The 13,128-nt window shown below is 64.9% G+C and carries 15 protein-coding genes; 9 read left to right on the forward strand and 6 right to left on the reverse strand.

Going from position 1 to position 13,128, the window contains the following annotated elements:
- Positions 1 to 3: 3 nt before the first annotated feature.
- Both CH251_RS01065 and CH251_RS01070 read left to right on the forward strand, forming a co-directional pair.
- The gene (locus CH251_RS01065) at positions 4 to 1,755 is read left to right on the forward strand and encodes an ABC transporter permease subunit (RefSeq protein ID WP_218828256.1); all 1,752 of its coding nucleotides are present in this window, start codon (positions 4 to 6) and stop codon (positions 1,753 to 1,755) included.
- Entirely contained in the window at positions 1,752 to 3,017 is a 1,266-nt protein-coding gene (locus tag CH251_RS01070; RefSeq protein ID WP_094611426.1) for an MFS transporter, read from the forward strand. The genes CH251_RS01065 and CH251_RS01070 overlap by 4 nt, the downstream gene beginning before the upstream one ends.
- Positions 3,018 to 3,253: 236 nt before the next feature.
- Here the strand turns inward: CH251_RS01070 and CH251_RS01075 are convergent, their stop codons facing one another.
- Entirely contained in the window at positions 3,254 to 4,072 is an 819-nt protein-coding gene (locus tag CH251_RS01075; protein WP_094611648.1) for a DUF2786 domain-containing protein, read from the reverse strand.
- Between the two features lie 189 nt (positions 4,073 to 4,261).
- On the opposite strand from CH251_RS01075, the gene CH251_RS01080 reads away from it, so the two are divergent.
- Genes CH251_RS01080 through CH251_RS27325 form a run of 4 tightly spaced genes read left to right on the forward strand, consistent with a single transcriptional unit; the run spans position 4,262 to position 7,591 of the window.
- Entirely contained in the window at positions 4,262 to 5,542 is a 1,281-nt protein-coding gene (locus tag CH251_RS01080) for an ABC transporter substrate-binding protein (RefSeq protein WP_094611427.1), read from the forward strand.
- A gap of 14 nt (positions 5,543 to 5,556) precedes the next feature.
- Positions 5,557 to 6,603 (forward strand): carbohydrate ABC transporter permease, encoded by a 1,047-nt coding sequence (locus CH251_RS01085; protein WP_179273672.1) that lies wholly within the window; start codon positions 5,557 to 5,559, stop codon positions 6,601 to 6,603.
- Complete coding sequence (locus tag CH251_RS01090; RefSeq protein WP_027495053.1) at positions 6,600 to 7,421, forward strand: carbohydrate ABC transporter permease; 822 nt, start codon at positions 6,600 to 6,602, stop codon at positions 7,419 to 7,421. The genes CH251_RS01085 and CH251_RS01090 overlap by 4 nt, the downstream gene beginning before the upstream one ends.
- Complete coding sequence (locus CH251_RS27325) at positions 7,418 to 7,591, forward strand: hypothetical protein (protein ID WP_179273673.1); 174 nt, start codon at positions 7,418 to 7,420, stop codon at positions 7,589 to 7,591. The genes CH251_RS01090 and CH251_RS27325 overlap by 4 nt, the downstream gene beginning before the upstream one ends.
- Here the strand turns inward: CH251_RS27325 and CH251_RS01095 are convergent.
- Both CH251_RS01095 and CH251_RS01100 read right to left on the reverse strand, forming a co-directional pair.
- Complete coding sequence (locus CH251_RS01095; protein WP_094611428.1) at positions 7,575 to 8,459, reverse strand: LysR family transcriptional regulator; 885 nt, start codon at positions 8,457 to 8,459, stop codon at positions 7,575 to 7,577. The genes CH251_RS27325 and CH251_RS01095 overlap by 17 nt on opposite strands.
- On the reverse strand, positions 8,450 to 8,869 hold the full coding sequence (locus CH251_RS01100; protein WP_373454894.1) for an MmcQ/YjbR family DNA-binding protein: 420 nt from the start codon (positions 8,867 to 8,869) through the stop codon (positions 8,450 to 8,452). Before CH251_RS01100 ends, CH251_RS01095 begins: the two co-directional genes overlap by 10 nt.
- A gap of 108 nt (positions 8,870 to 8,977) precedes the next feature.
- Here CH251_RS01100 and CH251_RS01105 point away from each other — a divergent pair, with 108 nt between their 5' ends.
- Positions 8,978 to 9,328 carry a nuclear transport factor 2 family protein gene (locus tag CH251_RS01105; RefSeq protein ID WP_094611430.1) on the forward strand — a complete coding sequence of 117 codons (351 nt, stop codon included), beginning with the start codon at positions 8,978 to 8,980 and terminating at the stop codon, positions 9,326 to 9,328.
- Positions 9,329 to 9,431: 103 nt separating this feature from the next.
- Here CH251_RS01105 and CH251_RS01110 read toward each other — a convergent pair whose 3' ends face one another.
- Both CH251_RS01110 and CH251_RS01115 read right to left on the reverse strand, forming a co-directional pair.
- On the reverse strand, positions 9,432 to 10,514 hold the full coding sequence (locus tag CH251_RS01110) for an inositol-3-phosphate synthase (RefSeq protein ID WP_032396939.1): 1,083 nt from the start codon (positions 10,512 to 10,514) through the stop codon (positions 9,432 to 9,434).
- Entirely contained in the window at positions 10,507 to 11,112 is a 606-nt protein-coding gene (locus tag CH251_RS01115) for a PadR family transcriptional regulator (RefSeq protein ID WP_094611431.1), read from the reverse strand. Before CH251_RS01115 ends, CH251_RS01110 begins: the two co-directional genes overlap by 8 nt.
- 121 nt (positions 11,113 to 11,233) lie before the next feature.
- Here CH251_RS01115 and CH251_RS01120 point away from each other — a divergent pair, with 121 nt between their 5' ends.
- Positions 11,234 to 11,641, forward strand: a complete 408-nt coding sequence (locus tag CH251_RS01120) for a hypothetical protein (protein ID WP_094611432.1) — start codon at positions 11,234 to 11,236, stop codon at positions 11,639 to 11,641.
- 34 nt (positions 11,642 to 11,675) lie between these two features.
- Here CH251_RS01120 and CH251_RS01125 read toward each other — a convergent pair whose 3' ends face one another.
- Positions 11,676 to 12,206: a GNAT family N-acetyltransferase gene (locus tag CH251_RS01125; RefSeq protein ID WP_094611433.1), complete on the reverse strand. Its 531-nt coding sequence runs from the start codon at positions 12,204 to 12,206 to the stop codon at positions 11,676 to 11,678.
- A 261-nt stretch (positions 12,207 to 12,467) separates the two neighbouring features.
- Between CH251_RS01125 and CH251_RS01130 the strand changes: the two genes are divergently transcribed.
- Complete coding sequence (locus CH251_RS01130; RefSeq protein ID WP_179273674.1) at positions 12,468 to 12,899, forward strand: DUF5318 domain-containing protein; 432 nt, start codon at positions 12,468 to 12,470, stop codon at positions 12,897 to 12,899.
- The last annotated feature ends 229 nt before the right edge of the window (positions 12,900 to 13,128 follow it).

Here is a 13,128-nt window from a genome sequence, read left to right on the forward strand (position 1 = left end):
GCAGTGAGAACAACCGCCTCGCGGCTGGTTGCCGTCGCCGGTGTCGTTCTCCTCGTCGGAATGCTGCCGTGGCTGTCCGATCGCGATCCGGCACTGAGCATTCTGCGGGCCCGCTCGGCCGAGCAGGAAGCAACCCCCGAGGCCCTCGCAGCCATCCGTCGCGACCTCGGCCTCGATGCCGGGCCGCTGCGAATGTTCTGGGACTGGCTCACCGGCATCGCGTCGGGCAATCCCGGAACGTCCTGGAACACAGGTGAACCGGTGCTGCCGGGGGCCCTCGATGCGCTGCTGGTGTCGCTGACCCTGATGGGCTTCGCGATGGTCGTCGCGATCGCCGTCGCCGCCCTCGTGGTCGTCCCCAGCGTCCGGGCCGGACTCCGGGGCACCCCGAGGCGTACCGGGGGCGGCGTCGCGGCAGCGCTCACGTCGATGCCGGAGTTTCTGCTCGCGTCGGTACTCGTCGTTCTCGGTGCCGTGTGGTTGTCGTTCCCGGCCTACGGCTGGAACGGTCCCGAGTACGCGGTGCTGCCTGCACTGGCGCTCGGGTTGCCTGCGGGCGGGCTGATCGGGCGACTGCTCGCCGACGCGATCGCCGTCACCTTCACCGAGGGCTGGGTCATCACGTGGACGGTCGCAGGCTTCTCGCGGCCCCAGATCGCCGGTGCGGTTCTGCGACGCGCCCTCCCCGGCCTGGCATCGCAGATCGGTCTGATCATGGTCGCGATGACCGGCGGGGCGGTGGCCGTCGAAAAAGTATTTGCCATACCGGGATTGGGCCGCACCACCCTCGGCGACGCGCAATCGCAGGATCTCCCTGCTCTGCAGATCGACATCCTGTTACTGCTGGCCGTCAGTGCCGTTCTGGGGATTTCCGCCGAACTCGTGCGACGGCTGCTGCTCGGCAGCGCACTGCACGAGAAGGCGATGCCCATCCCATCCGGCGTCTTCCACCCGTCGCCGCGGCGGTGGCTGGTGCCGATCGCTGCGGCAACGCTCCTACTGGTCATGGTCCTTGCCGGACTCCCACGCGACGGCCAGGCGACGACGCGGGAGAAGTTCGCGGCTCCATCGCGTGCCTACCCTTTCGGAACGGACGCGTCGGGTCGAGATCTGCTGGCCCGCGTCGCCGACGGCGCACTGCGCTCCATCGGTCTCTCGCTTGCCGTGACGCTCGCAGCCTTGGTGGTCGGCGTGCTGCTGGGACTGATTCCGCGGGCCTCCCGTGGTGTGGTCGAGGTGACCAATGCGGCGCCGCCCGTCGTCACCGGCATTCTGATCGCAGCGATCTGGGGTCCGAGTGCAGGCGGGGCGGCCGTCGCCGTTCTCATCGTCACGTGGGCTCCGCTCGCCGCGCACACCGCCGCTCTCGTCGAGGAGACCCGCGCTCGGCCGTACATCTCCATCCTGCCGACACTCGGTGCAGGCAATGCGCGAATCCTGTTCGGGTCCGTCGTGCCCAGCGTCGTTCCGGTAGTGCTGCGGCACGCCATGATTCGGCTCCCCGGCGTCGCTCTCGCGCTCGCGGCCCTCGGATTCCTCGGCCTCGGTCCGCAACCCCCCACTGCGGATTGGGGATTGATACTGTCCGACGGGGTCGCCGCCGTCGAGCGGGCACCGTGGGTCACCGCTGCTCCACTCGCGTCCTTGATCGCACTCGCCGTTCTCGCAGTCTCGCTCGCCGGTGCCACCTCGGGGCGTGTGCGGAAGACCGGTAGCGTCATCGAGAAAGTCGACGCAGGAGGACGCAGTACGTGAGCACGAGGACCGACGGATCTCCGACGCGGTGGCGGTGGTCGTTTCTGGCCGATCTGCGGCGGGCCACCCCCACCGTTCGCTTGCTCGTCCTGACTCAAATGACCTTCAACATCGGCTTTTTCATGGTGTTGCCGTATCTGTCGGTGCACCTGACGAGTGATCTCGGGCTCGGTGCCGCGCTCGTCGGCGTGGTCCTCGGAATCAGGACCTTCTCGCAGCAGGGACTGTTCTTCGTCGGTGGCACCCTCGCCGATCGATGGGGCATCAAGCCGGTCGTCCTCGTCGGCTGTGTGCTGCGGGTGCTGGGATTCGTGGGCCTGGCCTTCGCCGATTCGCTGCCGGCGGTGCTGATCGCCACGGTGCTGGTGGGATTTGCAGCCGCATTGTTCTCTCCCGCAGTCGAATCCGCAGTCGCGATCGAGGCGGGCAAGAGCGAACGCGACGGCGGACCCACGCGCGTGGAGAGCTTCGCGCTGATGTCGGTGTGCAGCCAGATCGGTTCGTTCACCGGCCCGCTCGTCGGATCGGTGTTGCTGCTCGTCGATTTTCGGATCGCGTGTCTCGTGGCTGCGGCGATCTTCGTCCTGGTCGTCGCCGCTCACGTGCGGTGGCTGCCGCGTGAGCGCGGCGAACATCGCGACGACCCATGGCTCTCGGGTTGGACCGACGTGGTGCGCAACCGGACCTTCGTGCTGTTCGCGGTGGCGATGAGCGCACAGTTGGTGGCCTACAACCAGCTGTACCTGCTGTTGCCACTCGAGGTCGAACGCGCCTGGGGCTCACAGACGGTGCTGGGCTGGTTCTTCGCAATCTCGGCGGTACTCGTGGTGGCAGCGCAACTGCCCATCACCCGACGCGTCGCCGAGATATCGCCTCGTGTCACGCTGCCGATCGGATTCGCGGTCATGGCAGCGTCGTTCGCGCTCGTTGCGGCCACCTCCCCGCTCGAGTTGCAGGGGCTTATCGGTCTGGTCCCGGCCGCCCTGTTCGTTCTGCTGCTGGCGCTGGGTCAGATGATCGCCATGCCTCAGGCGCGGGATCTGGTGCCGCGCATGGCCGCCGAACGTCGACTCGGTTCGTACTACGGCTTCATGGCCTCGCTCGGGGGCATCGGAGTGCTCATCGGTTCGACCGCCCTCGGTGTGGTGATCGACGCCGCCCCCGACACCGGCTGGGGCGCAGCCATCCCGTGGCTGGTCGCGGCCCTGTTCCCCATTGCCAGTGTCATCGGACTCCGCGTGGTGCTGGCGCGCCTCGACTGACCGGCCACACCCGAATCTGCAGGCCGGTGGTTCGCCAGCAGCGGGGACGAGCAGAACTCCGGTTTTGTTTCTGTACTCACCGAACAGTGTTCGGCCGCAGCAGCTTTGGAAATGGTCGACGCGGCCGCAGTGCTCCGCCGGTTCAGCACGTCGATGGCCGAGATTTATGCGGCCGTTTCCGACACCACAGGACCACCGGCGAGGTACTGCTCGCTTCTTCACCACGAACGCAGTGGTCAGCGTCCCAGCTGCCTGCTTGCTCCGTCGATTTCGGCATGACCGCCGATCTTCGCGTTTCGCCCCGCTCGGTCCCCGGCCTTTCGGGCTCCTTCCGAATAGCCGGCGTTCGCGCTCTGGCCTCGCCAGTGTCCGCGCGCGGTCGAGGTCTGGCGATAATAGTCGCGGAGCTCGATCTCTTTGTTGCGCAACACCAGTGCTGTCCCAGCGCCCTGTTGTTCCTGTTCGATGGCCTTGGCCTCGGTGTCCTTCTTCACTTCGCTCAGCCGTTGCCCGATGCGCGACGCGAACGCGGTCTGGAAGTTCAGCCTGGCCGTCACCGCAGCGACCGGCACTTCCTCGCGTCGGGTGTAGCGCCGGCGGTTCTTGATCTCGGTGACGGTACGGATGGCCGTCTCGGACCTGTAGGCACCGGACTTGATGTACGCGTCCGACGCTCGCACCATCTGAATCAGCAGGGAGGAGTACAGGGCCTCGGTGGTCTCGATGTCGGAGTCGAAACCGTAGGCGAACACCTGCGTCGACGATCGGGACACATCGCACTGGACGTCGTTTGCGTGCGCGATGGCCACGAACAGATGCACGTAGGTCTTGAGTCCACGCTTGCCCGGCTCTCCGATGGGGATGACCTTCTGGCTCGGCGTGGCCTGCCGCTCCCTGGACGCGCTGTGCGAACGAGCGACCGCCAGATCGACCGACGCCGAGGTCGCCAGACGCTGAGCTGCCTCCATGAAGGCCTCGGCCTCGTGTGGGTTGTCGGTGGACTCCGCTTGGCGCAGCAGCCCGCCGATCCGCGTCAGCATCTTGTCCGAACTCATGAGCGAAAGGCTACCGGCCTCCTCCGACACGTCCGGGTTGACCGATTCAGGAACGCAGAAATGACCACTGCGCGGTGCGATGTGTGCCACAGTACCCATCGACATATGTGTCGGGGGGAGCATCACAGCGAGATTCTGCGTGCCCAACTCCGGGCACATACCACCGCGTAGAAGTAAGTGGAGAGAACAATGGCGTCTTTGATCACGAAGGTGGCAGTGGTTGCGACAGCAGCCACGCTGCTGACGCTCACCGGATGTTCGAGCGACAGCGGATCGAGCGGCGATTCGGGCGCTGCGTCCGAAAATGCCGACGGCCGTGGACCTATCACCTATGTAGAGGGGCAGGACACCACCGAGACCGGTGTCGTCCAGCAGATCATCTCGGAGTGGAACGCCGCCAACCCCGACGAGCAGGTCACCTTCAAGGAGCAGTCCGCCGACGCCGATCAGGCCCACGACGACTTCGTTCAGCAACTCCAGGCTCAGCAGAGCGACTACGACGTGATGGCACTCGACGTCGTCTGGACCGCCGAGTTCGCGGCCAAGGGCTGGCTCGTGCCGCTCGAGGGCGAATTCGCACTCGACAACGCAGGCGTTCTGCCCGCGACCGTCGCGAGTGCGACCTACAACGGCACGCAGTACGCCGCGCCGAAGAACACCAACGGTGGATTGCTCTACTACCGCAGTGATCTGCTCCCCGAAGCGCCCACCACCTGGGCCGAGCTCACCGAGGACTGCCAGGTCGCCCGCGACAACAACATCGACTGCTACGCAGGGCAATTCGCCCCCTACGAGGGTCTGACGGCCAATGCGTCGGAGATCATCAACGCGCACGGCGGATCGATCGTCGGCGAAGACGGCAAGACCCCCACCGTCGACAGCCCGGAGGCGAAGGCCGGACTGCAGACCCTGGTCACCGCGTTCGAGACAGGCGTCATCCCGGCCCAGGACACCACGTTCAAGGAGTCCGAGAGCCAGCAGGCGTTCCAGGACGGAAAGACACTGTTCCTGCGCAACTGGCCGTACGTCTACGGCACCGCTGCAGAAGAAGGTTCGGCTGTGGCCGGCAAGTACGCGGTCGCACCGCTTCCCGGAGTCACCGGAGTCGGCACCTCGACGCTCGGCGGATACAACGCCGCGATCAGTGCGTACTCCGAGAACAAGGCCACTGCTGCGGACTTCCTGCGGTTCCTGCAGGGCGAGCAGGCTCAGCGCATCATCGCCGAGGGCGCTCTGCCGCCCGTGCTCTCGTCGCTGTACGACGATCCCGCACTGATCGCCGCGATGCCGTACCTTCCCGCATTGAAGGCATCCATCGAGAACGCAGTTCCGCGTCCTGTCACCCCGTTCTACCCGGCCGTCTCGAAGGCCGTGCAGGACAACGTTTCTGCCGCCATCAAGGGTGAGAAGAGCGTCGACCAGGCGATCACGGACATGCAGGCCGGTATCGAAACCGCCGGCGCGAACTGATTTCGGGAGAACCAATGGCTGTACCTGCTGGTGTGACCAGTGGGGCCGGCGCAACCACCGCGGCCGGGGGCTCGTCCCCCGGCCGCGGTCGGCATGTGCGGTCCAAGAACAAGCGCTTCGGCCTGACACCCGGTCGGGCCTGGCTGCTGATCGCACCGACGCTGGTGATCCTCGCGATCGTCATCGTCTACCCCGTGATTCGGGCCCTGGTGATGTCCTTCTCCAAGGATCCCGGTCTCGATCCCGCCACCGGCATGTTCGTCACCGGTGGATCTGCCGGCTTCGACAACTACACGCACTGGATCCTGCAGCAGTGCACCTCGGCGTCGGGCACGTCGGTGCCCTGCCCGCCGGGAACTCTCGGGTCTCAGTTCTGGGGCGCGGTCGGCAACACGGCGTACTTCACCGTCGTGACCGTCTCCATCGAGGTGGTCATCGGCTTCGCGATGGCAGTGATCATGGGCAAGACCTTCGCCGGACGCGCCCTGCTGCGCGCCGCGATCCTGATTCCATGGGCCATCCCGACGGCTGTCACCGCCAAGCTCTGGTACTTCATCTTCGCGTACGACGGCATCGCCAATCGTATTCTGGGAACGAACATTCTGTGGACCGGCGACGCCTGGCCCGCTCGATTTGCAGTGATCATCGCCGACGTATGGAAGACGACGCCGTTCATGGCGCTGTTGATTCTGGCCGGGCTGCAGATGATTCCCGCCGACGTCTACGAGGCAGCTCGAGTCGACGGGGCTTCGGCGTGGCAGCGATTCACCAAGATCACACTGCCGTTGGTCAAGCCGGCGCTCATGGTGGCAATTCTGTTCCGCACCATGGACGCGCTGCGTATGTACGACCTGCCCGCCATCCTCACCGAGGGCAACCCCGCCACGCGAACAATCTCCATCCTGGTGGTGGAGCAGATCCGGCAGGGATTCAACAGCGCTGCGTCGCTGTCGACCATCTCGTTCGTCATGATCTTCATCGTGGCCTTCATCCTGGTGAAGTTTCTCGGTGCCAATGCCGTTGCCACTCAGGAGAATCAGCGCAAGGGGGCCGGTCGATGAAGCAGGCCCGCATCTATCTCGGTGTCGTCGTCATCCTCGTCTGGGGACTGGCACCGTTCTATTGGATGGTCGTCACCGCGTTCCGCGACCCGCGCTACACCTTCGACACGACGCCGTGGCCGACCCACGTCACGTGGGAGAACTTCGAGAACGCGTTGTCGACGGCGAACGGCAACAATTTCCTGCGTGCGGTGGGCAACAGCCTCATCGTGGGCGGGGCGACCACGTTGATCGCGTTGGTCATCGGAATCTTCACGGCATACGCGCTCTCCCGCATCGACTTCCGCTTCAAGTACGTCGTGACAGGCATCATCCTGGGTGCGTCCATGTTCCCCGTCGTCGCATTGGTGACCCCGCTGTTCCAGTTCTTCACCAACATCGGGTGGATCGGCAGCTACCAGGCCATGGTCATCCCCAACATCTCGTTCGTGCTGCCGCTGACGATCTACACGCTGGCTGCGTTCTTTGCCGAATTGCCCTGGGAACTCGAAGAAGCCGCGCGGATCGACGGAGCGGGCCGGTTTCAGGCGTTCCGCTTGGTGATGTTGCCGCTCGCCGCGCCTGCCCTGTTCACCACGGCGATCCTCGCGTTCATCGCAGCGGTGAACGAGTACTTGCTGGCCAGTCAGCTCTCGAGTGACAGGACCGAACCGGTGACCGTGGCCATCGCGCGGTTCACCGGCAACGATCCGTTGGTGGTGCCGTATGCCGCGATCATGGCCGCGGGCACCATCGTTGCGATTCCACTGGTGATCATGGTGCTGCTGTTCCAGCGCCGCATCATCTCGGGCCTCACTGCAGGTGGCGTCAAATCGTGACGGCCCAGGACCATCTGCAATTGCTGGCGGGCATTCTGGGATTCTTCGCGCTCGTTGCCCTGATCGTTGCGGTAGGCGGGATCATCGGAGGTGATCCCGGCGTTCTGCCGTCGGTGACCCTGCTGGGTCTGTTGATTGCACTGTGGTTCACCGTCAAGAAGATTCGCTGAAGCTGCGCGTCGCCACCGAAACCAACTCGGTCAGTGCCGCGTTCATCCTGGGCCGCCAGACCAGGGCCAGCAGCGCGGCGGTGTGCGAGTCCGTGAGCTCCACTGCAATGAGTTTTTCGTCGTGGGACTTCGTCATCGATGAGCTGAGGATCGCCACCCCCAGGCCGCGGCCGGCGAGGTCGGCCACGGCATCAGGGGCGGTGGCCTGCAACGCAATCGACGGCGCGAGTCCTACTCCGGCACAGTCCCGGTCGAACACCGCACGGATGCCGGTGCCGGGGGGAAGGGCGATGATCGGGTGTTCGCACACCTGCGCCAACGTCGCCTCGTCCTGCGCTGCCAGAGGATGCTGCGGTGGAACGGCTGCGACGATGCGCTCGTCGATCACCACCATCGATTCCAATCCGTCCGGGGCCCGAGCTGCGACACCGGCGAGTGCGATGTCGAGTTCTCCTGCACGCACATCGGCCACCAAGCGATCCGAATTACCCTCCTGCAGAGAAAGTTCGACGCCGGGATGCGCAGAATGGAAACGAGCCAACGCGTCGAACAGCTGTGGGACGGTGCAGGCGGTGACCATCCCGACGCGAAGCGAACCGCGCAGGAGTCCGGCAACGTCGTCGACGGATTGCCGGACCGAGCCGGCGGCGGCCAGCGTCGCACGAGCTTGTGTCAGCGCGGCCTGACCTGCGGTGGTCAATGTTGCTGTGCCACCCGATCTGTCGATCAACTCGGCACCGAGTTCGCGTTCGAGTGCTCGGATCTGGGCGCTGACTCCTGATTGGCTGATGTGCACTCTGGCTGCGGCGCGAGTGAAGTTCGCTTCCTCGGCCACCGCGACGAAGTACTCCAGCTGTCTCAATTCCACTGCTGAACCCCCAGATTCGGGCCCTCACCGGCGTCGAGCCTGGCGATGTTTCGCTTCGGGGCAGTGACGCGGTAGCTGCAGTCGATCAATTCGGCGGCCTCGGCCCAGACGTCGTCGTCGGCGTCGCTCAGGTCGAATCCCACCCAGCCGGCCGGGCCGAGGTAGGCGGGATGGAAGTAGCGGGGTTCGAGTTCGCAGGCGCGCTGTTCCTCGGCGCTCTCGCACTTGACCAGGATCGAGAGGTCGTATTGGTCGCCGCCTTTGACGCCACCGCCGAAGTAGACGAACACCGAGGCGGTACGGAAGGTCGGCCGGCCGTGGGAGATCTTCTCGGACACCTCGGGATAGGCGAACGCCAACGCGCGAACACGTTCGAGGACCGGATGCTTGGAGGTGGGATCGATGGCCACGAGCACACGATAGCGCGCGAACTCTAGCTGCGGCTATGAGTAGAACTTCTGATGATCATCGGAGGCAACTGTTGGACTTCTGGCCGGCCTCGTTCGAGACTCGATGTCATGACACAGACACCGAAAGAAGTTGCAGCGACCTACTTCGAGGCCTGGAAAGCCAAGGATTTCGACACTCTGGCGTCGATCCTGCACGAGGACGCGACGTTCCGGGGGCCACTGGGCACAGCAGCCAACGGCGCGGAATGCGTGGCCGGATTGAAAGGAATGTCGGAGATCGTCACCGACATCGACATCGCCCACGTCTTCGTGGACGGCCCGCACGTACTGACGTGGTTCGATTTGCACACGTCCATCGCGTCCCCGGCAAGCACGGCCAATTGGCAGCGAATCGAGGACGGAAGAATCAGGGAAATCAAGGTGACATTCGATCCGCGAGAAATCACCGCGGCCGGATAGACGAACGCCCGCCGGTACTCAATGTGACGTTCAGTGACCTTTTGGGGGGTCAATGTCACATCGAGTGGACCGGCGGGCGGAAGTTCGCGTCTAGCTGCGGGCCCTACGCGTCGATGATGAACGCTTCGAGTTGTTCGCGAGCGACGTCGTCGGCCAGCTGCTTCGGCGGGCTCTTCATCAGGTAGGCCGAAGCCGGGATGACGGGTCCACCGATGCCGCGGTCCTTGGCGATTTTCGCGGCGCGGACTGCGTCGATGATGACGCCTGCGGAGTTGGGCGAGTCCCATACTTCGAGCTTGTACTCGAGGCTCAGGGGAACGTCACCGAAGGCGCGGCCTTCGAGGCGGACGTAGGCCCACTTGCGGTCGTCGAGCCAGCCGACGTGGTCGGACGGTCCGATGTGGACGTCCTTGGCGTTGAATTCCTTCTGCAGGTTCGACGTCACGGCCTGGGTCTTGGAGATCTTCTTCGACTCGAGGCGGGTGCGCTCGAGCATGTTGAGGAAGTCCATGTTGCCGCCGACGTTGAGCTGCATGGTGCGGTCGAGCTGCACGCCGCGGTCTTCGAAGAGCTTCGCCATGACGCGGTGGGTGATGGTGGCACCGACCTGGCTCTTGATGTCGTCGCCGACGATGGGGACGCCTGCGTCCTCGAACTTCTTGGCCCAGACGGGATCCGATGCGATGAAGACGGGAAGTGCGTTGACGAAGGCGACGCCTGCGTCGATGGCGGCCTGTGCGTAGAACTTGTCGGCTTCTTCGGATCCGACGGGGAGGTAGGACACGAGCACGTCCACCTTGGCGTCGCGCAGGGCCTGCGCTACGTCGACGGCGTCGCCGTCGGCCTCGGTGATGGTCTCGCGGTAGTACTTGCCGAGGCCGTCGAGGGTCGGTCCGCGCAGGACGTGGACGTCCTTCGGCGGTACGTCGGCGATCTTGATGGTGTTGTTCTCGCTGGAGAAGATGGCCTCGGAGAGATCGAAGCCGACCTTCTTGGCGTCCACGTCGAACGCGGCGACGAACTCGACGTCGCGGACGTGGTACTTGCCGAACATGACGTGCATGAGGCCGGGGACGGTGGCGTTCTCGTCCGCGTCCTTGTAGTACTCGACACCCTGGACCAGGGATGAGGCGCAGTTGCCCACACCCACAATGGCCACGCGGATTGCGTTGTTGTTCTCACCCATGGTCGGGTTCTCCTTCTGTCTTGACTGTCCTGTTTGGTGCTGTGTGGGACGGTGCTGTGTGGGACGGTGCTGGGTTGGGGTCGGCCTGCTCGGCTGCGATGACTTCGTTGAGCCAGCGCACCTCGCGTTCGCTCGATTCGAGTCCGAGCTGGTGTAGCTGCCTGGTGTAGCGGTCGAGTGTCCCGTTCGCCTTGGCCACAGCGTCGCGGAGGCCTTCTCGGCGCTCCTCGACCTGGCGACGTCTGCCTTCGAGGATGCGGACTCGAGCTTCCGCGGGAGTCCGACTGAAGAAGGCAAGATGTACGCCGAATCCGTCGTCGGTGTAGTTCTGCGGTCCGGTGTCGGCCACCAGTTCGGCAAATCGTTCCCTGCCGAGCGGGGTGAGCTGATACACCCGTTTTGCTCGTCTCTTCACGAGCAAGTCGGGACCGGCGTCCTCGGCGATGAGACCGTCGGTTTGAAGTCGACGGAGTGCCGGGTACAGCGATCCGTACGAAAACGCTCGAAAAGCTCCGAGCAGGCCGGTCAGCCGCTTGCGGAGCTCGTAACCGTGCATGGGTGATTCGAGAAGCAGTCCGAGAATTGCGAGCTCGAGCATGCAACTCCCCCTTCTCGAATCCAACGATCACATCATGGCGATGCGATTGACCGCACTATCGAAGAATGTATCGCGCCGATACATATTCTGACAACTCGGCCGTGAACGTATTGTGCGACGCATGACCCCGGTCGACGCGCTCGCCGCCGCTGCCGCCCTTCACCTCGGCTTTCAGATGGTGGTGACCGCCGTCGTCTACCCGGCGTTGGCGGAGGTGCCGGACGACGACTGGCAGCGTGCCCACGACGCTCACTCGCGGCGGATCACCCTCGTAGTCGGGCTGGTCTACGGACTACTCGCTGCTGCGTGTCTGTGGGTGTTGGTGTCCGGATCGACCCACCTTGCTGCCCTGATCAGCGTTGCCGGCGCAGTGATCTCCGCGCTCGCGACTGCATTCGTGGCTGCTCCAGTCCATGGCGAACTAGGGCGTACGGGACGCAACGGACGTTTGATGAGTCGACTGCGATCAGCAGACCGCGTACGTCTCTGCGGTGCGGTGGTGTGTGCACTGTTTGCTTTGTTGGCGTGACCGAGCGCGGGTTAACGTGGAGTGGCTTGTCGGTTCAGCGAACCGGAGCCACCATGAGCACCGCGTCGACTCGGTATTCACCCCACTGCTGCGCAGCCGTCCCGATTTCTTGCCAGCCTCGCCTGCGGTAGAAGCCGAGAGCTGCGCTACTCGGATCGACGAGCAGTACCGGTGCACGGCCCGCGTTCCGTGCCGCATTCACTGCGTGTGCGAGCAAGATCGTTCCGCTGCCCGGAACGGTGCCGTCGGTCACCAAGCGCGAGACGACAGCGAGTCGATCGGCAGGGACCCCCGTTGCTCGCTGCCACTGCGCGCTCGCATCGTCCGCACCGGGATCCTGCTCCGGTGATGCCGTCGGATGCAGCGCGATATGCCCCACGACGGTGTCCTCGTGGTCGGCGACCCAGGCTGCGAGTTCGTTCGGTGCAGCAAGCCAGTCGGCTCGCACCGCCGCTGCGCGGACGGGATAGCGCTGAGTTTCGTGCGTACGTTGCAGGATGGGTAGGAGGGTGCTCAGGTCGCCGTCCCGTCGGGGCCGCACGTGGATTCCCGATGTGGCGAACATGTGAACGAGTGTAGGTACCGGATGGGACAGGTTCGGGCCGAGTCTCGCACGCAGCGAACGTGTTACGGCCGGAGGGGGTGGGCAGATACCGAACGGTGAGGGCCACGTCGAGGAGCAGCGCAGTGTTCATCGATCACGAACGACGGATCAGTGCGTCGGCACAGGTGGAGAGCCGTTTCCGGCCGTCGGAGAAGGCCCTTCTCGTTGCCCAGGCGGGGTTCGCAGGTCCGCATCGGAGGGGCCGCACGTACTCTGGTCCTCGTGCGACTTCAGCGACAGGTGGTGGACTACGCCCTTCAGCGTCGGTCGCTGCTGGCCGAGGTCTACTCCGGTAAGACGGGTGTCGCAGCGGTCTGCGACGCAGATCCGTACCTGCTGCGCGCTGCCAAGTTCCACGGGCGCGGCAGCGACGTGGTCTGCCCCATCTGCCGCAAAGAGCAGCTCACGCTGGTGTCCTGGGTGTTCGGCGAGAAGCTCGGGGCACTGTCCGGGTCGGCGAGAACGGCGGACGAGCTCGTCCGCCTCGCGGCGACCCAGGAGGAGTTCTCGGTCCATGTGGTCGAGGTGTGTAGGTCGTGCAGTTGGAACCACCTCGTCCAGTCCTATGTCCTCGGGGCCGTCCCCGCGCCCAAACAACCCCGTCGTCCGCGATCGGGTTCCCGTCAACCGAACCGTCGAACAGCGAGTGAGTGACACAATCGCTCCGCTGATCCCATCCACCGAGAATTCGACGCGGCCGCCGAAATTACTGGAGATTCGTACGTGAGTTCCCCCTACGACAACAACCCGGGTAGCAACGAACCGGGCCGTAGCGACTCCGGACGGCGTCCCGACGTGCCCGGGCCGCCGCGCGGCAGTCGACACTCCGATCCTCCCGGGCGTCGCCCGGTACCACCTCCCGGCCAGCGTCCGATGCCGCCGC

The organism is Rhodococcus sp. 06-462-5, assembly GCF_002258315.1.
Classification (GTDB): domain Bacteria; phylum Actinomycetota; class Actinomycetes; order Mycobacteriales; family Mycobacteriaceae; genus Rhodococcoides.